General features: G+C 67.4%; 19 protein-coding genes. 10 read left to right on the top strand and 9 right to left on the bottom strand.

Going from position 1 to position 23988, the window contains the following annotated elements:
• Positions 1-13: 13 nt before the first annotated feature.
• On the bottom strand, positions 14-1012 hold the full coding sequence (locus tag BM244_RS09495) for an adenosine kinase (protein WP_093398670.1): 999 nt from the start codon (positions 1010-1012) through the stop codon (positions 14-16).
• A gap of 499 nt (positions 1013-1511) precedes the next feature.
• On the opposite strand from BM244_RS09495, the gene BM244_RS09490 reads away from it, so the two are divergent.
• Both BM244_RS09490 and BM244_RS09485 read left to right on the top strand, forming a co-directional pair.
• Positions 1512-2201 (top strand): EI24 domain-containing protein, encoded by a 690-nt coding sequence (locus BM244_RS09490; protein ID WP_093398669.1) that lies wholly within the window; start codon positions 1512-1514, stop codon positions 2199-2201.
• Positions 2198-2569 carry a hypothetical protein gene (locus BM244_RS09485; protein ID WP_093398668.1) on the top strand — a complete coding sequence of 124 codons (372 nt, stop codon included), beginning with the start codon at positions 2198-2200 and terminating at the stop codon, positions 2567-2569. The genes BM244_RS09490 and BM244_RS09485 overlap by 4 nt, the downstream gene beginning before the upstream one ends.
• On the opposite strand, the gene BM244_RS09480 is transcribed toward BM244_RS09485, so the two are convergent.
• A complete protein-coding gene (locus tag BM244_RS09480) occupies positions 2482-3525 on the bottom strand; it encodes a phosphatase PAP2 family protein (protein WP_093398667.1) in 1044 nt (347 codons plus the stop codon). The two genes, BM244_RS09485 and BM244_RS09480, sit on opposite strands and share 88 nt — an antisense overlap.
• Before the next feature lie 61 nt (positions 3526-3586).
• Positions 3587-4651, bottom strand: coding sequence for a tRNA epoxyqueuosine(34) reductase QueG (queG, locus tag BM244_RS09475; RefSeq protein ID WP_093398666.1), 1065 nt, complete (start codon positions 4649-4651; stop codon positions 3587-3589).
• A gap of 44 nt (positions 4652-4695) precedes the next feature.
• Between queG and BM244_RS09470 the strand changes: the two genes are divergently transcribed.
• The 4 genes from BM244_RS09470 to msrB all read left to right on the top strand — a co-directional run bounded on the left by BM244_RS09470 (position 4696) and on the right by msrB (position 8781).
• On the top strand, positions 4696-5622 hold the full coding sequence (locus BM244_RS09470) for an ABC transporter ATP-binding protein (protein WP_093398665.1): 927 nt from the start codon (positions 4696-4698) through the stop codon (positions 5620-5622).
• Positions 5619-6854, top strand: a complete 1236-nt coding sequence (locus BM244_RS09465) for an ABC transporter permease (RefSeq protein ID WP_093398664.1) — start codon at positions 5619-5621, stop codon at positions 6852-6854. The genes BM244_RS09470 and BM244_RS09465 overlap by 4 nt, the downstream gene beginning before the upstream one ends.
• 141 nt (positions 6855-6995) lie before the next feature.
• Positions 6996-8231: a cytochrome P450 gene (locus BM244_RS09460; RefSeq protein ID WP_093398663.1), complete on the top strand. Its 1236-nt coding sequence runs from the start codon at positions 6996-6998 to the stop codon at positions 8229-8231.
• Between the two features lie 49 nt (positions 8232-8280).
• The gene (msrB, locus tag BM244_RS09455) at positions 8281-8781 is read left to right on the top strand and encodes a peptide-methionine (R)-S-oxide reductase MsrB (protein WP_217649109.1); all 501 of its coding nucleotides are present in this window, start codon (positions 8281-8283) and stop codon (positions 8779-8781) included.
• Between the two features lie 371 nt (positions 8782-9152).
• Here the strand turns inward: msrB and BM244_RS09450 are convergent, their stop codons facing one another.
• The 4 genes from BM244_RS09450 to BM244_RS09435 all read right to left on the bottom strand — a co-directional run bounded on the left by BM244_RS09450 (position 9153) and on the right by BM244_RS09435 (position 14360).
• Positions 9153-9770, bottom strand: coding sequence for a CHAP domain-containing protein (locus tag BM244_RS09450; protein WP_093398662.1), 618 nt, complete (start codon positions 9768-9770; stop codon positions 9153-9155).
• 137 nt (positions 9771-9907) lie between these two features.
• On the bottom strand, positions 9908-11785 hold the full coding sequence (locus BM244_RS09445; RefSeq protein WP_093398661.1) for a M1 family metallopeptidase: 1878 nt from the start codon (positions 11783-11785) through the stop codon (positions 9908-9910).
• 302 nt (positions 11786-12087) lie between these two features.
• Positions 12088-13536, bottom strand: a complete 1449-nt coding sequence (locus BM244_RS09440) for an MFS transporter (protein ID WP_368086064.1) — start codon at positions 13534-13536, stop codon at positions 12088-12090.
• Positions 13533-14360: an SDR family NAD(P)-dependent oxidoreductase gene (locus BM244_RS09435; protein ID WP_093398660.1), complete on the bottom strand. Its 828-nt coding sequence runs from the start codon at positions 14358-14360 to the stop codon at positions 13533-13535. Before BM244_RS09435 ends, BM244_RS09440 begins: the two co-directional genes overlap by 4 nt.
• A 130-nt stretch (positions 14361-14490) precedes the next feature.
• Between BM244_RS09435 and BM244_RS09430 the strand changes: the two genes are divergently transcribed.
• The gene (locus BM244_RS09430; RefSeq protein WP_093398659.1) at positions 14491-15279 is read left to right on the top strand and encodes an SDR family NAD(P)-dependent oxidoreductase; all 789 of its coding nucleotides are present in this window, start codon (positions 14491-14493) and stop codon (positions 15277-15279) included.
• 156 nt (positions 15280-15435) lie between these two features.
• Here BM244_RS09430 and BM244_RS09425 read toward each other — a convergent pair whose 3' ends face one another.
• The gene (locus tag BM244_RS09425; RefSeq protein WP_093398658.1) at positions 15436-17691 is read right to left on the bottom strand and encodes an NADP-dependent malic enzyme; all 2256 of its coding nucleotides are present in this window, start codon (positions 17689-17691) and stop codon (positions 15436-15438) included.
• 251 nt (positions 17692-17942) lie between these two features.
• Between BM244_RS09425 and mutS the strand changes: the two genes are divergently transcribed.
• The 3 genes from mutS to BM244_RS09410 all read left to right on the top strand — a co-directional run bounded on the left by mutS (position 17943) and on the right by BM244_RS09410 (position 22369).
• On the top strand, positions 17943-20522 hold the full coding sequence (mutS, locus tag BM244_RS09420; RefSeq protein ID WP_093398657.1) for a DNA mismatch repair protein MutS: 2580 nt from the start codon (positions 17943-17945) through the stop codon (positions 20520-20522).
• 375 nt (positions 20523-20897) lie between these two features.
• A complete protein-coding gene (locus BM244_RS09415; RefSeq protein WP_093398656.1) occupies positions 20898-21857 on the top strand; it encodes a cation diffusion facilitator family transporter in 960 nt (319 codons plus the stop codon).
• 65 nt (positions 21858-21922) lie between these two features.
• The gene (locus BM244_RS09410; protein WP_093398655.1) at positions 21923-22369 is read left to right on the top strand and encodes a hypothetical protein; all 447 of its coding nucleotides are present in this window, start codon (positions 21923-21925) and stop codon (positions 22367-22369) included.
• Positions 22370-22430: 61 nt separating this feature from the next.
• Here BM244_RS09410 and BM244_RS09405 read toward each other — a convergent pair whose 3' ends face one another.
• Positions 22431-23747, bottom strand: a complete 1317-nt coding sequence (locus BM244_RS09405; protein WP_093398654.1) for an Nramp family divalent metal transporter — start codon at positions 23745-23747, stop codon at positions 22431-22433.
• Positions 23748-23988 lie beyond the last annotated feature (241 nt).

Below are 23988 nucleotides of genomic sequence, written 5' to 3'. Positions count from 1 at the left end.
GGGGATACAATCTTCAGCCGATATGCTTGGCGGCGAGTGCCTTCATGTCGACCATAGGCCGGGCACCGACATGGCTGATGATCTCGGCCGCGCAGACCGCGCCGAGCTTGAGCGACGCGTGCAGGTCGTAGCCCTGCGCCTGGCCGTGGAGGAAGCCCGCCGCGAACAGGTCGCCGGCGCCGGTGGTGTCGACGACCTTGGCGATCGGCTCGGCCTTCACTTCGGCACGGTTGCCGTTCTGGATCGCACAGGCGCCGTGCTCGCCGCGGGTGACGACCAGCGTCGGGACCTGCGCGGAAATCTTGGCGACGGCTGCGTCGAAATCGTCGGTCTCGGCGAGCGCGGCGAGTTCGCTCTCGTTGGCAAACAGGATGTCGATCAGGCCGTCCGAGAGCAGCTGGCGGAAATCGCCGCCGTGGCGCGAGATGCAGAACACGTCGCTGAGCGTGAAGGCGACCTTCCGCCCTGCCCCGCGCGCGCAATCGATCGCGGCGCGCATCGCGGCGCGCGGCTCTTCGGGATCCCAGAGATAGCCTTCGAGATACAGGATCGCGCTGTCGGCGATCATGGCGGTGTCGATCGCGGCGGCGGGGAGGAACTGGCCGGCGCCGAGGAAGGTGTTCATCGTGCGCTGGCCGTCGGGGGTGACGAAGATCAGGCAGCGGCCGGTGGTCGGGTCGCCGGCACGCACGGGGGTGGCGAACTCGATACCGATGCTGCGGACGTCGTGCGCAAAGACCTGGCCGAGCTGGTCGTCGGCGACCTGGCCGATGAACCCGCATTTGCCGCCGAGCGCGGCGATGCCCGCGACCGTGTTGGCGGCCGACCCGCCGGAGATCTCCATGCCCGGGCCCATCTTGGCGTAGAGCGCATCGGCCTCTTCCGACGAGAACATGAGCTGCATCGAGCCCTTGGCGACGCCGATCTCTGCGATGAACGCGTCGTCGGCGGTGCTCAGGATGTCGACGATGGCATTGCCGATCGCGACGACGTCGTAGGTTGGGGTGGGCAAGGGAAAGTCTCCGGGCGGACGGTAAAGGCTCGCCGTAAATGGCGGGGGGGATTGGTGCAACTGGTGTGGGGGTGCGGTGACCGGCTGGATCTTTGCTGGAGTGGCATGAGCCTGCCGGGACAGGCCACCACCCCGGCGAAGGCCGGGGCCCAATTGGGGGACGGCAGTAACGACGGGCCGTGCATCATTACGACGACCTTCCCAATTGGGCCCCGGCCTTCGCCGGGGTGATGATCGTGGTTAGGGCGGTTCAAGCGGTTCTGGAGGTTACAGCAGTTCTCGGGGTGCTCGCAGTGCCGAAGAATGAGATACCTGCATGACACCAACCACGGCCCTTTGCCGTTCCCTGGCGAATGCGGGGGGCCGAAGGTCTCTAGTGGTGGTCGTGGTTTAGCTGGGCCCCCGCGTCCGCGGGGGAACGGTCAGGATTTGGATCTGGCGGGGCGCGCTGGAGCAGAGTCGCGTTGACCTTGTTGCGGCCGCGCGTCATTTCGAGCGGATGCTCCGCGCTCTCGTCCTCTCGCTCGGCCAACTCACCGATCCGCCGGTCCTCCGCGTGTTCGTGAAGTCGATGGTCGTCACGCTGCTCGTCTTCGCGCTGCTCGGCGTCGGCACGTGGTGGGGCACGCAAGCCGCACTGGCCGCGTGGCTCGACTGGCATGCCGGCGGGCTCGCCGCGGCGTTCGCGCTGTTCGTGACGATCCTCGCTCTATGGCTGTTGTTCCGCGCAGTCGCGATCGCGGTCGTCGGGATCTTCGCGGACGAAGTGGTCGAAGCGGTCGAGGCGCGGCATTATCCGGACGCGCTGAAGACCGCCCGCCCCGTCGCCTTCGCGCGCAGCCTCGCGATGGGGCTCCGCTCGGCCGTGCGCGTCGTGCTCGTCAACCTGGTGATGCTGCCGGTCTATGTCGCGCTGCTCGTCACCGGGGTCGGTACTGCCGCGGCGTTCTTCGTCGTCAATGGCTGGCTGCTCGGGCGCGATCTGGGGGACATGGTCGCGGCGCGCCATATGGATGCGGCGGCGATGCGGGGCTGGCGTGCGACGACCAGGCCGGGGCGGTTCGTGCTGGGACTTGCGAACACCGGGCTGTTCGTGGTTCCGGTTCTCAACATCGCTGCCCCGGTTCTCGGCGCGGCGATGGCGACGCATTACTTCCACCGCCAATATTCTCGCAAAGGCCGGCCATGACGCGATTGACGACGATAGCGATCACGCTGGCACTCGGCGGTGGACTGGCAGGCTGCGCGGTCCCGGTCGCCAAGCCCGCGGTGGGACGCCCGGCGATTCCCTATACGAGCGTCGGCCTGGAGCGCGTGCTGGGCCAGGATGCCGCCGGCCTGACCAAGCTGTTCGGCCAGCCCGACGCCGACGTGCGCGAGGGCAGCGCGCGAAAGCTACAGTTCCAGAGCGGCATCTGCGTGCTCGACGCGTACCTGTACCCCAAGGGATCCGACGCCCCCCGCGTCACCTATCTCGACGCGCGCGAACCCGACGGCAGCACGATCGACCGCGCCAGTTGCGTCGCGGCGCTGACGCGGCGCGACGGCGGACGATAGGCCGTCCGCCCCGCCGATGACGGCTCGGCGATCCTGCGGGTGATCGCAAGTCCAAGCGCCGCCACGACGCAGCCCGCGACGATATCGATCAGGTAATGCCCGCCGATCGGGACCGCGGACACGAGCATGGCGCCGTTGAGGACGATCGCCGGCCACCGGATCGCCCGCAGCGACCACGCCGCCCAGGCGAGGATCACCGCCGCCGCGGCATGAAAGCTGGGAAAGGTGACGATCCCGTCGAGATCGACGAACCCGACATGGTGCAGGGTTCCGCCACGCAGTTCGGCAAGCAACGCCGCCTGGTGCCAGGGCGTCGGATCGCGCATGGCGGGGACGTCCGCCGCCGCCATGCCAAAATACGCATAGGCGCCGATACCGGGAAACAGCGCGAACAGCGCGCACGTGACGAACAGCGTTACCAGCCACGCCGTCAGGAACGTCCAGACCCGGTGTTCCTGGCCTGACTGGCCGAGTATCGCGATGAGCAGCACGGGCTGCCAGCCGATGCTTTCATACACCCAGTTCGCGGCGGCCATCAGCGATGCGCGGTGCGAGAGCCAGAGCATCGCCGCGGGCCAATCGAGAGTCGGGACCAGCGTGCGATCGATCGCCGCGAGCACCGGATCGACCAGTGGTCGATCGGCTGTCCCCAGAACGAAAGTCAGCAGCGTCATGCCGAGACACCCGGCCATGAACAGGCCGCAACCCTGCGCGATCGTCCCCAGCCGATCGAGCCCGCGTCCCCGCAGGCACAGGCCCATGCCGATCGGCGCACCGACGATCACGGCGGCCATGGCGAATTCGTCCACCGCGATCGTCAGGTGACGCGCCGCCACGCCGAGCAGCGCGATGATCCAGGCGATCGCGACCGCCGCATAGGCTGCACCCGCCCCCTCCGCGAGGATCGGTCGCGACGACGGCTCGAACCGGGCGATCGATACGATATTCGCGCGCATGAACCCTCCAATGGTCGCGACGCCGTACCAGCGGAGAGGTTACGAATACGGTAAGGGAGGGTTATGCGTCGAGCGTGTCGAGGCGGGACAGCGCCCAATCGGCAGCGTCGCGCACTACCGCGTTTTGGTCGGACAGCAGGCTTCGCACGAGAGGGGTCAGGCCAGCATCGCCGCTGTTGCCCGCCGCGATCAGGGCGTTGCGGATCATCTTGTCGCGGCCGATGCGCTTGATCGGCGAGCCGGCGAAAACCTGGCGGAAACCGGCGTCGTCGAGCGCAAGGATGTCGGCGAGTTCGGGCGCGACCAGTTCGGCGCGGGGGTGGAAGGCGAGGTTCGCGTTGGCCGCCGCGGCGAACTTGTTCCAGGGGCAGACGGCGAGGCAGTCGTCGCAACCGTAGATGCGGTTGCCGATCGCGGCGCGGAACTCGTGCGGGATCGGGCCGGCATGCTCGATCGTGAGGTAGGAGATGCAGCGGCGGGCATCGAGCTGGTACGGCCGCGGGAAGGCGGCGGTCGGGCAGGCTGTCTGGCACGCGTCGCAACTGCCGCAGGTGTCGACGCCGCCCCTGTCCGGTTCCAGATCGAGCGTCGTGTAGATCGCGCCGAGGAACAGCCAGCTGCCATGCTCGCGACTGACGAGATTGGTGTGCTTGCCCTGCCAGCCGAGCCCGGCGGCTTCGGCGAGCGGCTTTTCCATCACCGGCGCGGTGTCGACGAACACCTTTAGATCGAACGGCGGCAGGTCGCGCCCCGCCTCCGCCGCCAGCCACCGTCCGAGCGCCTTCAACTGGCGCTTCACGACATCGTGATAATCGGGCCCCTGCGCGTAGACCGAGATTCGCCCTACCCCGCCCTCGTCCGCGAGCCGCAACGGATCGTCCTTCGGCGCATAGCTCATGCCGAGCGCGATCACGCTGCGGACTTCGGGCCACAAGCCGGCGGGACTCTCGCGGTGGTGCTTGCGCTCCTCCATCCAGATCATGTCGCCGTGGCGCCCGTCAGCGAGCCACTGGTGTAGCCGTTCGCCGGCACGCGGCGCAGCGCCCGCATGCGCGATCCCGCACGCGACGAAGCCCAGTTCCGCCGCTTTGGCCTTGAGCCTGTGTTCCAGCTTGTCTTGCGCCACGTCCGCCCGCTACCACGACGCCACCCTCGGTAGGAAGATTGCGCGTGAACGATGAATGGGCGGTCACCGCGAACGGGATCGTGAAGCGGTTCGGCGATCGGCGCGTGGTCGACGGGGTGGACATGATGGTGCCGCGCGGATCGGTGTACGGCGTGCTCGGGCCCAACGGCGCGGGCAAGACGACGACGCTGCGCATGCTGCTGGGGATCATCGAGCCCGACGAGGGTAGCCGCACGCTGCTCGGCTACGACAATCCGCGCGATGCGAGCGACCGGGTCGGGTATCTGCCCGAGGAGCGCGGACTGTATCCGGCGATGAAGGCGCGCGAGGCGATCGCGTTCCTGGGGGCTCTGCGCGGGCTAGACTGGAAGACCGGGCGCGAGCGGGCGGTGGTGCTGATGGAGGCCGCGGGTCTTGGCCATGCGGTCGACGAGAAGATCCGGAAACTGTCCAAGGGCATGGCGCAATTGGTGCAGTTGCTCGGCTCGGTGGTGCACCAGCCCGACCTGCTGGTGCTCGACGAGCCGTTTTCGGGGCTCGATCCGGTCAATCAGGAGCGGCTCGAGAAGCTGATCCTCAACGAGCGGGATCGCGGCGCGACGATCCTGTTCTCGACGCATATCATGAGCCATGCCGAGCGGCTATGCGACCGGCTGGCGATCATCGCCGGCGGCAAGCGCCGGTTCGAAGGCACCGTGGCCGACGCGCGCGGGATATTGCCGCAGCGCGTCCACTACACGCCGCACCGTCCCGATCCGGCGATACGCGGCGTCTTGCCGGGGGATGCGGTGCAGGACGGGGATAGCTGGCGGTTCGAGCTGCCGAACGAGGGGATCGAGAGCTTGCTCGTGAGACTGATCGAAGCGGGATACGGGATTTCGGGGCTGTCGATCGAGCGGCCCGGCTTGCATGAGGCGTTCGTCCGGATCGTCGGGCAGTATGCGGACGTCGCGAAGGAGGATGCGGCATGAGCCGTTTTCGCCGGACGCTCCGCCAGACCTTCACGATCGCGCGCCGCGACTTCATCGCCACGGTGTTCACGCCGATCTTCCTGCTGTTCCTGTTCGCGCCGGTCATCATGGGATCGTTCGGCGCGATCGGCGGACTGGGTGCGGCGAGCGTCAGTGGGGGCGCACAGGACAAGACGCGGATCATCGCGATCGTCCCCGCCGCCATCACGCGCCCGATCGCCGAAGCCGACACGCGGCTGCGCGGCGTGTTCCGCGACGACGAGGCCCCACCGGGGCTGACCACCACCGCGCCCTCGGCTGACCCCGCGGCGCAGGCACGCGCGGCGTTCGAGACCAAGGATATCGACGCGTCCGCGGTGCTGTACGGTCCGCTCGACGCGCCGCAGATCCTGTACGGACCACGCGGCCAACGCTCGGCAGACTATCTCGGGATGCTCGCGCAGACGACGCTTGCCGCGCAGAAGCTGGGCGGCACGCTGCCCAGGATCACGGCGACCAAGACGCAGATCACGCGCGCGACCACCTCGGTCGGTGGCCAGCACCAGTCGGCGTTCTTCGCGGTGTTCGGGATCTTCTTCCTGACGCTGTTCCTGTCCGGCCAGGTCGTCGGCACGATGGCCGAGGAACGCAACAACAAGGTGATCGAGGTGCTCGCCGCCGCAGTGCCCTTGGAGTCGGTGTTCTTCGGCAAGCTGATCGGCATGTTCGGCGTCGCGGTGCTGTTCGTCGCGTTCTGGGGCACCGTCGTCACGCAGATCACGTCGCTGATGCCCGCCGCCGCCGCGGTCGCGCTAGGCGACCTGACGCCCGCGGTCGGCGCACCGATGTTCGCGCTGCTGTTCGCGGCGTATTTCAGCATGGCGTATCTGCTGCTCGGGTCGGTGTTTCTCGGCGTCGGGGCGCAGGCGACGACGATGCGCGAGATCCAGATGCTGTCGTTGCCGATCACGATCCTGCAGGTCGCGATGTTCGGACTGTCGTCGGCAGCGGTGTCGCATCCCGGCAGCTGGATCGCGACCGCCGCCGAACTGTTCCCGTTGTCGTCGCCGTTCGCGATGGCGGGCCGGGCGGCGAACTCGCCCGAGCTTTGGCCACATGTCGCGGCGCTTGCGTGGCAGGCGTTGTGGGTGACGATCTTCATTAGCGTGGGCGCGAGGCTGTTCCGGCGGGGCGTGCTGCAATCGGGCAGCGCCCGGCCGTTCTGGCGGCGGAAGGCGAAGGCAGTCGCTTAACCGTTCTCCTGCGAACGCAGGAGCCCAGGACCGCGAGGGATGGCGTTTGTTACCCTGGACTCCTGCGTTCGCAGGAGAACGGCGACTATTGACATAAGTGTCAGCAAAGCCTCTCCTGTGGCAAAACAGGGGAGAGAGACGATGGCGACTCTGGCAAGAGACGTGGCGCAGACGGTCGATCCGCTCGACGTGAGTCGCGCCGAACTCTACCGCGACGACCTCTGGCAGGCGCCGTTCGCCCGGCTCCGCGCCGAGGCGCCTGTCCATTACGTCGAGCATTCGGACTACGGCCCCTATTGGTCGGTCTCCACCTACAAGGGCATCGTCGAGGTCGAATCTCTCCCCGATCTCTACTCGTCCGAGGCCGGCGGGATCACGATCGCCGATTTCATCGCCGAGCGCGACGTATCGATGCCGATGTTCATCGCGCGCGATCGCCCCGTGCATACCGGCCAGCGCCGCACCGTCGCGCCGGCCTTCACCCCCAGCGAAATGACCCGGATGTCGGGCGATATCCGGCGGCGGACCGCGGACATGCTCGACAGCCTGCCGTGGAACACGCCGTTCGACTGGGTCGATACGGTCGCGATCGAGCTCACCACGCAGATGCTCGCGATCCTGTTCGACTTCCCATGGGCCGACCGGCGGAAACTGACCTTATGGTCGGATTGGGCAGGCGATATCGAGATCGTGAAGAACGAGGAACTCCGCGGTCAACGGCTCGCGCACATGTTCGAATGCGGCTCGTATTTTAAAAACCTCTGGGACGCGAAGATCGACAAGGATCCGACGCCCGACCTGATCTCAATGATGATCCATTCGGACGCGATGAGCCACATGGATCACAACGAGTTCATCGGGAACCTCATCCTGCTGATCGTCGGCGGCAACGACACGACGGGCAATTCGATGTCGGCGCTCGCCTACGGCCTCGACAAATTTCCGGAGTCGCGCGCGAAGCTGGAGGTGGACCCGACGCTGATTCCCAACGCGGTGAGTGAGATCCTGCGCTGGCAGACGCCGCTCGCGCACATGCGCCGCACCGCAACGGCGGACGCGGAATTGATGGGCCAGCAGATCAAGGCCGGCGACAAGCTTGCGCTCTGGTACATCTCGGCGAACCGCGACGAGAGCGTATTCGGCGACGATGCGGATTCGATCGTCGTGGATCGGCCGAACGCGCGGCGGCACCTGGCTTTCGGGCATGGCATCCACCGCTGCGTCGGCGCGCGGCTGGCCGAGATGCAGATCGCGATCCTGCTGGAGGAGATGGCCGCCCGCCGCATGCGGATCAACGTGCTCGCCGAACCGACGCGGGTCGCCGCGTGCTTCGTCCACGGCTATCGCACGCTGCCGGTGGAAATCAGCAAATACTGAAGCTTGGCGTAACCTTATCGGGTGGTTCGGACGTACCTATATCCGAACCATGGAGACGAACATGACCCAGGACCGCCGCGCTTTCCTCACGCTTGCCGGAGCGGGCGTCGCCGGCTTCGCGCTCTGGGGGTGCACGTCGCAACCCGCGCAGGCTGCCGAGCGGTTCGAGGTGACGCTGACCGACGCGCAGTGGCGCAAAAAGCTGTCGCCCGACGCCTATGATACGCTGCGCAAGGAGGGAACCGAGCGGCCCTATTCGAGCCCTCTCAACGGCGAACATCGCGCGGGGATATTCTCGTGCGGCGGCTGCGCGCTGCCGAACTTCTCGTCGAAGACCAAGTTCGAGAGCGGCACGGGTTGGCCGAGCTTCTGGCAGCCGTTGCCGAACGCGGTGCGGACGCGGGTGGATTCGACGATGGGGATGGGGCGGACCGAGGTGCATTGCCGGCGGTGTGGCGGGCATCTGGGGCACGTGTTCGACGATGGGCCCAAGCCTACGGGGAAGCGGTATTGCATGAATGGCGATGCGCTGACGTTCAAGGTTGCTTGAGGGCGCTCGTTTGAACGTGTTCGGCGCGTACTGGAACTGAGCAGGTAGCGTGTTCCCCCGCGAAGGCGGGGGTCCAGACTGGGCTCCTGCCTTCGCGGGAGAACAAGAAGGTGGCGGGGCCGCAACTTTTTTTGCCCCCCCCCCGGCGGAGGCCGGGGTCCAATTGGGAAACGCCGCTGATAGACGGCAGCGTTCCGTTACTGCGACCTTTCCAATTGGGCCCCGGCCTTCGCCGGGGGGGGTGCAATCTGGGGAAGCTGAAGTGCATATCTGTCAGGGGGCGATCAGTAGCGAAACGCTAGACTGGCGAGTTGGGGACCAAGTGCCGCAGATGCCGGACCGAGCCCCGCACCCCACCGCAAAAACGAACCTCAGTTCGCCTCGTTCACCAGCGTGAAGATCCCGCGGGGGTCGGTCGGGCCGTGCTGGATCGTCGCGAGCTGCGCGGCGTTGGCGCGCTGCGTTGCGGTGATGGTGTGGGTGGCACTGGCCATCTGGTACGAAGGCTGTGCGTCGAGCGTGTCGCCAGCCGGAGCGTGGCCCGAGTAGATGAAGCCCTTGGTCGGGTAGGCCGAGGTGCCGAGGTCGCCTTGCGGGCCGTACCACACCTTGACCATGCTCCAGTCACCGGCCGGCGAGACGTCGACCGCGCGGACGTTGGTCTCGATCGCGCCGGGGCGCGACCAGTTGGCATGCGTAAGGAGGACTTCGCGGTCGCTGACGACCTTCGAGACCATCGCGACATGGCCGACGCGCATCCGCGAGGTGGCGGCGAATGCTAGGACCGCGCCTGCCTTGGGAGCATGGCCGCGCTCGTAGCGACCCTCGGCTTGCCCCCACCAGGTGTTGGCGTTGCCGCGGATTTCGATCCCCGACACCGAGCGCGCGAACGTCACGCACTGCCAGAACTGGGCTGCTGCCGGTGTGGCCGTCATCAGACCGCACGATACCACCAGCGCAAAACGCGCTGCTAACGCCTTGAAATTCATCGAGACCCCCCGGCCAAAACCCGTTCGTCACAGTCTGGCTACGGGAGGTTCGATTTAATTGAAACCCGGCCGGGAACCATATCCGACGAAGCGTGTTACCGCGCCGACCAACGCCCCGAATGGGCAGCCTCGCTGGCTCAGTTCATGAGTTTCCAGCCGGTTATGCGGTCCACGGTGACCTGCGTGACCGCGTGATAGCCCGGCCGCGCCTTGCCGTAGATCTCCATCGCCAGCTTGTGGCCCCAGTCGCCCGACTCCATCAGCTGCTGGAACAGCGGCGCGACGAATTTGCGCCTGCCCTGCGAGGTGAGGAACTGCTCGGCCGAGGCGTCGGCGGGCGCATAGTGATTGGCGAGCGCGAGTTGCAGCCAGGCGAAGCGGATCTCGGCATTGCCGGTGGTGTTCCAACCGAACGCGGTGTCGAGCGTTTTCAACCGCTCGACCGAGAGTTTGCGCGGTAATTGCGTGATGAACCGCGTGATCTCCTGCGTCGTCGCCTTGCCCGGAACGGCGGACACTGGACCGCCTGCTGCGTATGCCTTGGCCGCAGCATCGACCGCGGGGAACGCGGCGGACGTCACGTGCACCGCGTTCGCCGGGATGCCGGGGCTGTAGACCCACGCATCGACGCCGATCGTCTTGGCTTCGGCGGGGGTGAGCAGCTTCGACTTGAGGTCGGCGAGGAAGCCGGCGCTGGTCTGCGGCTGGAAGGCGTGGCGGTCGAAATAGCTGCGGAGATACGCGTCCCACCGTGCGCGGCCGACCTGCTTCTCGATCGTGCGGAGGAAGGCGGCGCCCTTGTCGTAGGCGATCTGCGTCATGCCGTCGTCGGGATCGCGTGCGGCGTCGAGGTCTAGGTGGAGCTGCGTGTCCTTCGCGGCGGGGCCACCAGCGTCCTTCACCGCGGCGAGCATGTCGGTCCAGGCGAGGTCGGCCTCCATGTCGGCGCGGCGCTTGCCGTAGAGCGCCTCCATGATGCGGTTCTCGAAATAGCTGGTGAAGCCTTCGTTGAGCCAGAAATCGTCCCAGGTCGCGTTCGTCACGAGATTGCCCGACCAGCTGTGCGCGAGTTCGTGCGCGATCAGCGAGACGAGGCTGCGATCGCCGGCGATCGCGGTCGGCGTGGCGAAGGTGAGCGTCGGGTTCTCCATGCCGCCGAACGGGAACGACGGCGGCAGGACCAGCACGTCGTAGCGGCCCCAGCGATACGGACCGTACAGCCCTTCCGCGGCGGCGACGAACTTCTCGAGCTCGCCGAATTCATAGGCTGCCTTGGGCAAGGTCGCGGGTTCGGCCCAGATGCCGGTGCGCGGGCCGGTCGACTTGAACGCGATGTCGCCGACCGCGAGCGCGATCAGGTATGGCGCGACGGGCTTGTCCATCTTGTACTGGAACGTGCAGCGATCTGCGACGCAGGCGGGCTTGCCGGTCGCGAGCCCGCTCATCACCGCGGTGAGTTGCTTGGGGACGACGATCTTGGCCTCCCAGGTCTGGCGGATGCCGGGGGAGTCCTGCGTCGGGATCCAGCTGCGGTTGAGGATCGCCTCGCCCTGGCTGAACAGGAACGGCTGTTTCTTGCCCGCGGTCTGCGCAGGGGTGAGCCATTGCAGCGCCTTGGCGTCGGGGGACGAGGCGTAGGCGATGCGGATTTTCTTCGCGCCGTTGAGCGTGACGGTCAGTGGTGCGCCGTGGATCTTGTCGACCGCTCCGACTTCGTAGGGGAGCGGCTTGCCCGCAGCGTCGGTGATGTTGACGATCTTCAGGCCGTTGTCGTCGAGCACAAGCTTCGCGCCCGGTTTCGCCAGGATGTCGAGCGTGGCGATGCCGCGGATGACGTGGGTGTCGAAGTCGGCGGCGAGATCGAGCGCGACGTGCGTGACGCGCGCCTCGGCGGGGCGGGCGTAGCTGTGCGGGTCGTGCGCGTCGGGGGTGGTTAGGATCGGGGCGATAGTCTGCGCGACGGCGGGGGATGCGAGGACGAGACCGAGGGCGGTGGCTAAGGCGGGGATACGCATGGGAACTCCGATATCGCCGTTCCAAGGGGGAAGGCCAGGCGTCGGTCCTACCGTGCCGCCCCGCTCGCTGGAAGGGTGGCTGTCACCGTCCTGCCCCCCCTCCCTGGAAGGGAGGGGTTGGGGGTGGGTCGGCCCGTTGGCTGACGGAGCGATCGACAAGCAGCCGACCCACCCCCGCCCCCCCCCTTCCAGGGAGGGGGAAGAACAGGGTCCGCGTGGCGTGGGTCGGCCTGTTGGCTGACGGAGCGGTCGACAAGCGGCCGACCCACCCCCGGCCCCTCCCTTTCAGGGAGGGGGGAAGATTAGGATTCGCGTGGGGCTGCGTCGACGATGGGCGCTCCGGCCAGTCTCGCTAGTCGGGCCTCGTGCTCGCGCCGGCCGAAGGGGAAGCGGGAGAAGAAGTAGGCCGAGACGCACGCCAGCGCGATGTAGAGGCCGGCGTAGATCAACGTCAGCCGGTCGATCGTCTCCACCGGCACCGTCCCCGGCGTCGCCTTCGCCGGGAACCCCGCCACCGCGAGGATCATCCCGGCGAAGAATATCCCGATCCCACTCGTGCATTTCTGGACGAAGAACGAGCCCGCGAAGAACACGCCTTCCGACCGCCGCCCCGTCTTCGCCTCCGAATCCTCGACCACGTCGGCCATCATCGACGCGCCGAGGATGAACCCGGTGACGTTCGACGCGGTGCCGAGGATGAAGAACCCGAACAGCATCGGCAGCAGCGTGGGCTCGCCGACCTCCGGAAACACGCCGAGCATCCGCAGCCAATAGGGCGACGTGTTGAGCGCCGCGCCCAGCAACACCGCGCCCATCGCGGCCTTGGGCTTGCTGCCCGTCCTGCCGAGCCGGGGCGCGGCGAGGAACGCGAGGAACACGCCCGAGAACAGCGCGATCGTCAGGTAGACGAACACCGGCCCCTTGAAGCCCCACACATAGGTGTAGAGGTAGTTCGACATCGCATAGCTGATGCCCTGGATCGTGTACGCGCAGACGCCCGCCGCCATCAGGATCGCGAAGGCGCGGTTCTTCACGGTCTGGCGGAGTTCGGCGAAGGATTCGCGCAGGGTCTGCTTGGCGATCGGCGGGTTCGGCAGATGCCTGATCTCGTGATGCGTGCCGAGCGCGGAGACGAGGATCGCAACGCCGATGAAGATCGCGCCCGCCAGCGCGAAGCCACTGTAACCGGCGCGGTTGAGCAGGCCGTTCGGGAACGCCGCGGTGGGCGCGAGGAAATACTGGTACGCCGATAGCAACATCAGCAGCCCCCCGACCCAGCCGAACAGATAGCGATACGCCATGATCCGCGTGCGTTCGTCATACCCTGACGTGAGCTCGGGCGTCAGCGCGACCGACGGCACCTCGTAACAACTCACCGCGCTGCGCACGATCACCGCCATAACGAACAGCCAGATCAGCGTCTGCGGCTCGGACATTATCGCGGGCGGGTTCCACAGCAGCAGCCAGCCGATCATGATCGGTAGCGCGGATGCATACATCCATGGGTGCCGCCTGCCCCATTTCGTCCGCGTGCGATCGGAGAAGAAGCCCACCGCCGGATCGACGAACGCATCGATCAGCAGCGCCATCATGATGACGAGGCCGACGGTGGCGGAGGGAAGCCCGACGACCTGGTTGTAGAACAGCAGCAGGAACGTGCCGAACCCGGCGTCCTTCACCCCGTACGCGACCGCGCCGAAGCCGTAGCTCGCCATCGTTCCGTTGGAGAGGCGGCGGGCGGGTGCCGTCACTTCAATTTGTCGAGCATGGCGAACAGCGAGGGTTGCGCGGGGTCCCAGCTTGGGCGCGTGCCGATCGTCATGCCGCCATCGACGAGGATGTGCGTGCCGGTGATGAAGCTGGCGTCGTCGCTGGCGAGGAACGCGACCGCGGCGGCGATGTCCTCGCTGGTGCCGGGGCGGCGGATCGGTTGTGCGTCGGCAGCGATATGCGCGATCATCGCGTCGGCCTGCGTCGTCTTTGCGGCGTCGAGTTCGAGCGTGCGCGTGAAGATGTTGGTGACGATGAAGCCGGGGACGACCGCGTTCACGCGGATCTTGTGCTGCGCGAGATCGGCGGCGGCTTGCTTGGTGAGGTGGAGGACGCCCGCCTTGGCGGTGGAATAGGCGGTCGGCGCGTAGCCGGTGCCGAGCGCGGACACCGACGAGGTGTTGACGATCGCGCCGCCGCCGCGTTTCGCCATCAAGGGTGCTGCGTAGCGGATGCCGAGCGCGACCGAGCGGAGTAGGAGCGCCTGGGTGCGGTCCCAATCCTCGGGCGAAATCTCGCCGATCGGATCGCGCGAACCGCCTGCGCCGGCATTGTTGAACAGGATGTCGAGCCCGCCCGCATCGTCGGCGGTCTGCATCAGCGCCTCGATATCGCCCGCCTGGAGGACGTCGGTACGCTGGAACAGGATCCGGCCACCGGATGCGTCGGCGATCGCGTGGCCGCCGCTCTCGTCGATGTCGCCGATCAGCACGGTGGCGCCTTCGTCGGCGAGTCGGAGTGCGGTCGCCCGGCCGATGCCGGACGCGCCGCCGGTCACGACGGCACGCTTGCCTGAAAACCTCACACGCTCTCTCCTATTTTTTGGCGAGCATAGTACGGGCTTTGCACTCGTCAATGATCGCTGGTTCGAAAAACGGGTTTGCGGCGGGCGGCGCTCGGCGATACCAAGCGGGCAAACATTCGGAGGATGCGTGATGGATACGACCAACCTGTTCCGGCTCGACGGCCGCGTCGCGCTCATCACCGGCGGCAGCCGCGGGATCGGCAAGATGATCGCCGCCGGCTTCATCGCGCAGGGGGCCAAGGTGTATATCTCGTCGCGGAAAGCCGATGTGTGCGAGGCGGCGGCGGCGGAACTCGGGCCGAACTGCATCGCGTTGCCGCAGGACGTCTCGACGGTGGCGGGGTGCAAGGCGCTGGCGGCGCAGTTCGCCGAGCATGAGACGCAGCTCGATATCCTGGTGAACAATGCTGGTGCGGCGTGGGGCGTGCCGTTCGAGGAGTTTTCGGAGGTGGGCTGGGACAAGGTCATGGACCTGAACGTGAAGTCGCCGTTCTTCCTGACGCAGGCTTTGCATGCTGCGTTGAAGGCTTCTGGGTCGCGCGCGAAGCCGGCGAAGGTGATCAACATCACGTCGATTGACGGGCAGCGGCTCAACCCATGGGAGACGTACAGCTACCATGCGTCGAAGTCGGCGCTGATCTACCTGACGAAGCGGATGGCGGCGCGGCTGGTGACGGACTCGATCAACGTGACGTCGATTGCTCCGGGGGCTTTTGCTAGCGACATGAACAAGGCGGCGCGGGATCATGGGGACGCGGTGGCGCAGGGGATTCCGGCGAAACGGGTTGGGGTGGACGAGGATATGGCCGGGGCGGCGATCTACCTCGCGAGCCGCGCGGGGGATTATGTGATCGGGGAGACGATCACGGTGGACGGCGGCCTGGTGCACGCTTCGCTGGGCACAAGCATAGACGCCTGAGCCAATTCCCTCGCCCCTCCGGGGAGAGGGAGGGAGGAGCACTTGCGACGGAAGGGAGAGGGGCGTTGGGATGAACCGTCCCGAGCCTCACGCCCCTCTCCCTTCCCACGGCAAGTGCCGCGGGCCCCTTCCCTCTCCCCGTAGGGGCGAGGGAGATTAGCGCGCGATTCCGCCTGCTGCGAGGACGGCTAGGGTTACGAGTTCGCTCGCCGTGCTCGTCATGGGCGCGACCTGGACGGGCTTTTCCATCCCGATCAGCATCGGCCCAATGACCGAGTCCCCACCTAGTTCTCGGAGCAGTTTCGCCGAAATGTGGGCGGACTGGAGCCCCGGCATGATCAGCACGTTCGCCGGCCCCGAGAGCCGCGCGAAGGGGTAGTTCGCCAGTTGCTTCGGGTTCAGCGCGACATCCGGCGCCATCTCGCCCTCGTACTCGAAGCCGACCTTGCGAGCATCCAGCACGGTCACCGCATCACGGATGTTGTCGAGCCATTCGCCCTTCGGATTACCGAAGTTCGAATAGCTGAGGAACGCCACGCGAGGCTCATGCCCCATCCGGCGCGCGACCGCCGCGGTCTGCTCGGCGAAGTCGGCCAGTTGCTCGGCGGTCGGGCGCTCGTTGACCGTGGTGTCGGCAATGAACACCGTGTGGCTCTGCCCGACGAGCAGGTGGATACCGAACGGCGTCTTCCCCGCGGCCGGATCGATCACGCGATAAATCTGGCGCATCGTCTCGCCGTAGGTGCGCGTGATGCCGGTGATCATCGCGTCGCCTTCGCCGAGCTGGAGCAGCAGCGCGCCAAAGATGTTGCGGTCCTGGTTGACCATCCGCTCGCAATCGCGGCGCAGGTAGCCGCGGCGCTGGAGCCGCGAATACAGGAAGTCGACCATCCGCGGTACGAGCGGCGAGACGCGGCTGTTGTGGAGTTCGAAGCTCTCGGGATCGGTGACGCCCAGCGCGCGCAACCGGTCGGGCACGTCGTCGCGACCGACCAGCACCGGGGTGCCGTAGCCGCCCTCCTTGAAGGCGATGGCGGCGCGGAGGACGACCTCTTCCTCGCCTTCCGCGAAGATCACGCGCTTGGGGTGCGCGCGGGCGCCTTCATAGGCCATCGAGAGGACCGAGGTTGTCGGGTTGAGGCGGGCACGGAGCGAGTGGCGATACGCCTCGATGTCGAGGATCGGCTTGGTCGCGACGCCCGAGGCCATCGCCGCCTTGGCGACCGCGACGGGGACGACCTCCATCAGCCGCGGATCGAACGGCGCGGGGATGATGTACGCCGGGCCGAAGCTATGGCTGACGCCGTATGCCGCCGCAACTTCCTCGGGGACGCGCTCGCGCGCGAGTTCGGCGATCGCATTGGCGGCGGCGATCTTCATCGCGTCGTTGATGCCGGTCGCGCGGACGTCCAATGCCCCGCGGAAGATGAACGGGAAGCCGAGCACGTTGTTGACCTGGTTCGGATAGTCCGAGCGGCCGGTGGCGACGATCGCATCGGGGCGCGCGGCCATCGCGAGTTCGGGGCGGATCTCCGGCTCGGGGTTGGCCATCGCGAAGATGATAGGCGCGGGGGCCATGTCCTTGACCATCTCCGGCGTCAGCGAGCCCGCCGCGGAGAGCCCCAGGAACACGTCGGCGCCAACCAAGGCCTCGGTCAGCGTGCGCGTCTCGGTGACCGCGGCGTGCGCGGACTTCCACTGGTCGACGCCCTCGCGGCCCTGGTAGATCACGCCCTTGCGGTCGCAGAGGATGACGTTGTCGCCGCGCACGCCCATCGCCTTCACGAGTTCGGTGCAGGCGATCGCCGCCGCACCGGCGCCGTTGACGACGATCTTGACCTCGGAGAGCTTGCGCCCGGTGAGCAGGCAGGCGTTGATCAGGCCGGCGGCGGTGATGATCGCGGTGCCGTGCTGGTCGTCATGGAAGACCGGGATGTTCATCCGCTCGCGCAACGCCTGCTCTATGATGAAGCATTCGGGCGCCTTGATGTCCTCGAGGTTGATCCCGCCGAAGGTCGGCTCCATCAGCTCGACCGCGTCGATGAAGCGGTTCACGTCCTCGGTCTTCAGCTCGATATCGATCGCGTCGACGTCGGCGAAACGCTTGAACAGCACCGCCTTGCCTTCCATCACCGGCTTCGATGCGAGCGGGCCGAGATTGCCCATGCCGAGGATCGCGGTGCCGTTCGAGATCACCGCGACGAGGTTTCCCTTCGCGGTATAGTCATAGACGGTCGCGGGGTCGTCGTAGATTGCCTGCACCGGCACCGCGACGCCGGGCGAATAGGCGAGCGCGAGATCGCGCTGCGTCGCCATCGGCTTCGATGCGATGATCTCGATCTTCCCCGGGCGGCCTTCCGAATGGAAGAGCAAGGCTTCGCGTTCGGAGAATTGCAGCGTTTCGTCGGACATGGGCGGGGCCTCTCTCTGTGGCCTGTGTCTTTACGCAGACGATGCCGCGATTGGAACGGCCTTCTCCCCCTCGGGGAGAAGGTGGCGCGGATGCGCCGGATGAGGGGTGGTTAGGGTGCGCGCCCGAGCCTACTCCCCCTCACCCTCCCACGCTATGCGCGGGCCCCTCCCTCTCCCCGAGGGGAGAGGGGTTTTATGATGACGGCCTTTTCGCTACCCGCACCTTGATGTCGCACCCCGCTCCTACCCCCATGATGACGCAGTATCTCGGCCTGAAGGCGGAGGCGCGGGATTGCCTGCTGTTCTACCGGATGGGCGATTTCTTCGAACTGTTCATGGACGATGCGCGTGTCGCAGCCGGCGTGCTCGACATCGCGCTGACCGCGCGCGGCGAGCATGAGGGCAAGCCGATCCCGATGTGCGGCGTGCCGGTGCATGCAGCGACGGTGTACCTGCAACGGCTGATCAAGGCCGGGCACAGGGTGGCGATCGCCGAACAGGTGGAAAGCCCGGCGGAGGCGAAGGCGCGCGGTGGATCTAAGGCGCTCGTGGCGCGCGCGATCGTCCGCGTGGTGACCGCGGGGACGCTGACCGAGGAAGCGTTGCTCGACGCCCGCTCGGATAACTGGTGCGTGGCGATCGGCGAGGCTGGTGGGTCGGTGGCGATTGCCGCGGCGGACGTGTCGACCGGGCGGTTCGAGATCGTCGAGGTTGCGGGCGATGCGGTCGAGGCGGAACTCGCGCGGTTTGCCGCGGCCGAGGTCGTGGCTTCGGAGGCTAGCGCGTTTGAGGACGCCGCGACGACACTGCGCCCCAAGATCGACTTCGACAGCGGCGCGGGCGAGGCTCGGTTGAAGCGGCTATACGGCGTGGCGACGCTCGACGGGTTCGGGCAGTTCGGGCGCGCGGGGCTCGCCGCGGCCGGAGGTCTGGTCGCGTATCTGGAGCATAATGCGAAGGGTGCGATGCCCTTCCTGCGACCGCCGCGGATCGGTCGGGCCGCGGAGACGATGGCGATCGACGCCGCCACGCGGGAGAGTCTGGAGCTTACCTGCACCACCGGCGGCGTGCGGAAGGGGAGCCTGCTCGACGCGGTCGACCGGACCGTGACGGGAGCCGGCGCGCGGTTGCTCGGCGCGGATCTCGGCGCGCCGTTGATGGACAAGGCGGCGATCGATGCGCGGCTCGATCTGGTGCGGCTGTTCCACGACGACCAGGCAGCGCGCGCGCGGTTGCGATCGACCTTGCGCGCGCTGCCGGACATCGGGCGGGCGCTCGGGCGGCTCGCGGCGGGGCGTGGCGGCCCACGCGATCTGGGGCAGTTGCGCGATGGGCTCGACGGCGCCTGGAGCCTCGGCGAGCGGATGGACGCGATCGTCGATCCGCCCGTGCTGTTACGCGACATCGCCCCGAGATTGCGCGGACACGGCGCGCTGATCGACCTGCTCAAGCGCGCGCTGGTGCCGTCGCCGCCGATCGAGGCGTCGGACGGCGGCTATATCGCGGCAGGCTATGACGCCGCGCTCGACGATCTGCGCGATGCGGGGGCTGGCGGGCGGCGGGCGATCGCCGCGCTGGAGGCGGAGTTCCGCACGGCCACCGGCGTCACCGCGCTGAAGATTCGGCATAACGGCGTGCTCGGCTATCATGTCGAGGTGCCGGCGCGGGCGGCGGACCCGTTGATGAAGCCCGAGAGTGGCTTCACGCATCGCCAGACGCTCGCGGGCGTGGTGCGGTTCAATACCCCTGCGCTGCACGAGGTCGCGGCTAAGGTGTCGCAGGCCGGCGCGCATGCGTTGGCGGCGGAGGCGGCGCATCTGGAAGAACTGACGGCGCAGGCTCTGGCCGGGCGCGAGGCGATTGCGGCGACGGCGGATGCGCTCGCGCGGCTAGACGTCGCCGCAGGGCTGGCCGAGCGTGCGGCGGAAGGCGCCTGGGCGCGGCCTCAGCTCGTGGATCACGCGTGCTTCGAGATCGAGGGCGGCCGGCATCCGGTGGTCGAGGCGGCGGTGGCGAAGTCGGGCGACCGGTTCGTCGCCAACGACTGCAATCTGTCGGAGGCGTCGCGGCTGTGGCTCGTCACCGGCCCGAACATGGGCGGTAAATCGACCTTCCTCCGCCAGAACGCGCTGATCGCGGTCCTCGCGCAGGCGGGGTCGTACGTACCCGCGACCAAGGCCACGCTGGGGCTGGTCGATCGCCTGTTCAGCCGCGTCGGCGCGTCGGACAATCTCGCGCGCGGGCGGTCGACGTTCATGGTCGAGATGGTCGAGACCGCGGCGATCCTGGCGCAGGCGACGCCGCGGTCTTTCGTGATCCTCGACGAGGTCGGGCGCGGGACTTCGACCTATGACGGGCTCGCGATCGCCTGGGCGGTGGTCGAGGCGATCCATGAGGATAATCGCTGCCGCTGCCTGTTCGCTACGCATTATCATGAGCTGACGCGGTTGGCGGAGCGGTGCGAGGCGCTGTCGTTGCATCATGTCCGTGCGCGGGAGTGGAAAGGGGAGCTGGTGCTGCTCCACGAACTCGCCGATGGGCCGGCGGATCGGAGCTACGGGCTGGCGGTGGCACGACTGGCGGGGATGTCGCCGGTGACGGTGGCGCGCGCGAAGGCGGTGCTGGCGAAGCTCGAGGCTGGGCGCGCGAAGACGGGTGGTTTGGCGGCGGGGTTGGACGATCTGCCGTTGTTTGCGGCGGCGGCTCAGGTCGAGGAGGCGGCGTGCGATGTGTTGCGCGAGGATCTGGCGAAACTGGATATCGATGCGATGAGCCCGCGGGATGCGCTGGAGGCGTTGTACCGGTTGAAGGCGTTGGCCAACGAGGGCTGACCGCTTCCACCGTCATGCCGGACCCTTCGGCTTCGCTCAGGAGAGCCTCGTTCCGGCATCCACTGTTCCGCATGGTCGGGAGAACTGAGCGTGCGGGCCGGTGGGCCCCGGCCTCCGCCGGGGTGACGGAGTGGCGGGTGACGTGGTGACGGAGCGGGTAAGCTGCTCCCCTCCCTGGAAGAGAGGGTTGGGGGTGGGTCGGGTTCCGCATGTCCTTGCCGTTGCGGCATAAACCGGCCTACCCACCCCCGGCCCCTCCCTTCCAGGGAGGGGAGCCCGTTGTATTTCAAGCGGGCGGGAGAATGCTCGCTCACGTCCTAGTATCTCACGATACGTCAATGCTAGGCGGCGGCCGGATTTAGCGGAGCGCGGGCTTTGGGCGGACATCATCACGGGCACGACCACGGCCATTCGCATGGTCACTCACACTCCCATGGCGGACACGGCCACAGCCACGCCCCGGCCTCGTTCGACCGCGCCTTCGCGATCGGCATCGGCCTCAACATCGTGTTCGTCGTCGTCGAGGCGATCGTCGGCCTGCGGATCGACTCGGTCGCGCTGCTCGCCGACGCCGGCCACAATCTGTGCGACGTGCTCGGCCTCGTCGTCGCCTGGGGCGGCACGATGCTCGCGCGCACGGCACCGACCAAGCGCTACACCTACGGGCTGAAGGGCTCGACGATCCTTGCCGCACTGGCCAACGCGTTGCTGCTGCTGGTCGCGCTCGGCGCGATCGTGCTGGAGGCGTCGCAGCGCTTCTCCGATCCCGCCCCCACCGCCGGCCTGACCGTGTCGATGGTCGCGGGCATCGGCATCGCCGTCAACGCGCTCACCGCGTGGATGTTCGCACGCGGTCGCAAGGGCGACGTCAACATCCGCGGCGCCTATCTCCACATGGCCGCCGATGCGCTGGTGTCGGCGGGCGTCGTGATCGCGGGCTTCGTGATCTGGCGCACCGGCCTCACCTGGATCGACCCTGCGGTCAGCATCGTCATCGCGGTCCTGATCTTCTGGCAGACCTGGGGCCTGCTCCGCGAGACCGTCGAGATGTCGCTGTCCGCCGTCCCCCGCGGGATCGAGTTCGACCATGTCGACGAGGCGCTGTGCGGCCTGCCCGGCGTCAGCGAGATCCACGATCTCCACATCTGGCCGATGAGCACCACCGAACCCGTCCTCACCGCGCACCTGGTGATGCCCGCCGGTCACCCCGGCGACCGGTTCCTCAGCGACGCGAGGACGATGCTCCACGATAAATTCGGGATCGGCCACGCGACGTTGCAGGTCGAGACCGGCAACGGCCACGACTGCTCGATGGCGGATTCGGCGACCGTCTGAACTAGGCGGTTTGAACTTTTCCGGTGCCGTGCGGGTTACGCTGCCATGCATCAGGAGCAAAGTTCATGAAGAAGCATCTTATCGCAGCGTTGATGTCGGTCGCCGTCGCAGCGCCGGCGATGCTGCCGACCGCCGCGACCGCACAGCGTTACGACGATCGCCGCGACAACAACGACCGTCGCGATCGTGACGATCGGCGTTACGACAACGACCGCCGCGGCAATGATCGCAACTGGCGTGGCGATGACCGTAACTGGGATCCGTCGAACAGCTACCGCGATGGCAAGTATCGTGAGCGCCGCCTGAGCCGCAACGACCGGATTTATCGTGGTCGCGATGGCCGCGCCTATTGCAAGCGCAACGACGGCACGACAGGCCTCGTGATCGGTGCACTCGGCGGCGGCGCGCTGGCGAACCTGATCGGTGGCGGTACGCTCGGCACGCTGGCGGGTGCCGGTGGCGGCGCCTTGCTCGGCCGCTCGGTCGACCGCGGCAACGTGAAGTGCCGCTGAGCTTCAGCCGAAGCTAACTATGACGACACGGCGGCCGAGCGATCGGCCGCCGTTTTCGTATCTACAGCATGCCGTAGAGCAGCGTGCCGTTCAGCCCGATGATCACGGCGGCGATCACCCATGCGAGGATCTTTAGCCAAGCCGGACTGACCAGGTCTCCCATGATCGTGCGGTCGCCGGTGAACTTGACGAGCGGCACGACCGCGAACGGGAGCTGCAGGCTGAGCACGACCTGGCTGAGCACCAGCAGTTTCGTCGCCCCGGCGTCGCCCGACGCACCGACTACGAACACCGCGGGCACGATCGCGAGCAGCCGCGTCACCAGACGCCGTGCCCAGACCGGCATGCGCAGGTTGAGGAAACCCTCCATCACGATCTGACCGGCGAGCGTGCCCGTCACCGTCGAGTTCTGTCCCGACGCGAGCAGCGCGACCGCGAAGAGCACACTCGCCGCGCCCATGCCGAGCATCGGGGCGAGCAGTTGGTACGCCTGGTCGATCTCGGCGACGTCGGTGCGGCCGGCGACGTGGAAGGTCGCCGCCGCAAGGATCAGGATCGCCGCGTTGATGAAGAACGCCAGCCCGAGCGCGACGGTACCGTCGATCGTCGCCATCGTGATCGCGTCGCGCTTGCCCGCGGTGTCCTTGGCGAAGGCGCGGGTCTGGACGATCGACGAGTGGAGGTAGAGATTGTGCGGCATCACGGTCGCGCCGAGGATGCCGATCGCGATGTAGAGCATCGCCGGGTTGGTGACGATCTGCGTGGTCGGCACCAGCCCGCCGAGCACGCCTGCCCATTCGGGCCGCGCGAGGAACAGCTCGAAGACGAAGCAGCCCGCGATGATGACGAGCAAGGCGACGACGAACGCCTCGAGCTTGCGGAAGCCGAAGCGTTGCAGCGCGAGGATCAGGAACACGTCGAGCGCGGTGAGGACGACGCCGTAGACCAGCGGCAGGCCGAACAGCAGCTTCAGCGCGATCGCGGTACCAAGCACTTCGGCGAGATCGCAGGCAATGATCGCGATCTCGCACAGGAACCAGAGCGCGACCGAGACCGGCTTCGAATAATGCGCGCGACAGGCCTGCGCGAGGTCGAGCCCGGCGACGATGCCGAGGCGTGCGGAGAGCGCTTGCAGGACCATCGCCATCAGGTTCGACAGCAACACTACCGATAGCAACGTGTAGCCGAACGCCGAGCCGCCGGCGATGTCGGTCGCCCAGTTGCCGGGGTCCATATAGCCGACCGCGACGAGATACCCCGGCCCCACGAACGCGAACAGCCGCCGCCAGAACGATGCGCCTTCGGGAACGACTACGGTGCGGTGGCTCTCGGCGAGCGAGTTGGCGAAGCCGGACGCGGGGAGATTGGGGGCTGACATCGGGGGGTGCTTTGCCGGAACGAGGGGAAGGGGACAAGGCGTGGCTGGCGAGTCGGGTGACAATGCGTTCACCTCCGGCCCGTCACTCCAGCGATAACTGGGGTGTTCCGGCTGGCGGGTGTCGCGGTTTGAATTGAGAGATGCCGGCTTTCGCCGGGCCGACATGTGCGGCGTAAGTAAGGAATACATAGGAAGCGTCTCCCCTCCCTGGAAGGGAGGGGTTGGGGGTGGGTCGGCCCGC

This window comes from Sphingomonas sp. OK281 (assembly GCF_900115295.1).
GTDB lineage: Bacteria > Pseudomonadota > Alphaproteobacteria > Sphingomonadales > Sphingomonadaceae > Sphingomonas.
Note: the sequence above shows the minus strand (reverse complement) of the source record. Positions and strands in the feature narration are given on the sequence as shown.

Coding starts and splice junctions, on each gene's coding strand:
- BM244_RS09405 (WP_093398654.1), bottom strand. CDS start 23,747: ATGTCAGCCCCCAATCTCCCCGCGTCCGGCTTCGCCAACTCGCTCGCC.
- BM244_RS09450 (WP_093398662.1), bottom strand. CDS start 9,770: ATGAATTTCAAGGCGTTAGCAGCGCGTTTTGCGCTGGTGGTATCGTGC.
- BM244_RS09430 (WP_093398659.1), top strand. CDS start 14,491: ATGGATACGACCAACCTGTTCCGGCTCGACGGCCGCGTCGCGCTCATC.
- BM244_RS09445 (WP_093398661.1), bottom strand. CDS start 11,785: ATGCGTATCCCCGCCTTAGCCACCGCCCTCGGTCTCGTCCTCGCATCC.
- BM244_RS09485 (WP_093398668.1), top strand. CDS start 2,198: ATGACGCGATTGACGACGATAGCGATCACGCTGGCACTCGGCGGTGGA.
- BM244_RS09490 (WP_093398669.1), top strand. CDS start 1,512: ATGCTCCGCGCTCTCGTCCTCTCGCTCGGCCAACTCACCGATCCGCCG.
- BM244_RS09425 (WP_093398658.1), bottom strand. CDS start 17,691: ATGTCCGACGAAACGCTGCAATTCTCCGAACGCGAAGCCTTGCTCTTC.
- BM244_RS09460 (WP_093398663.1), top strand. CDS start 6,996: ATGGCGACTCTGGCAAGAGACGTGGCGCAGACGGTCGATCCGCTCGAC.
- BM244_RS09465 (WP_093398664.1), top strand. CDS start 5,619: ATGAGCCGTTTTCGCCGGACGCTCCGCCAGACCTTCACGATCGCGCGC.
- mutS (WP_093398657.1), top strand. CDS start 17,943: ATGATGACGCAGTATCTCGGCCTGAAGGCGGAGGCGCGGGATTGCCTG.
- BM244_RS09480 (WP_093398667.1), bottom strand. CDS start 3,525: ATGCGCGCGAATATCGTATCGATCGCCCGGTTCGAGCCGTCGTCGCGA.
- msrB (WP_217649109.1), top strand. CDS start 8,281: ATGGAGACGAACATGACCCAGGACCGCCGCGCTTTCCTCACGCTTGCC.
- BM244_RS09410 (WP_093398655.1), top strand. CDS start 21,923: ATGAAGAAGCATCTTATCGCAGCGTTGATGTCGGTCGCCGTCGCAGCG.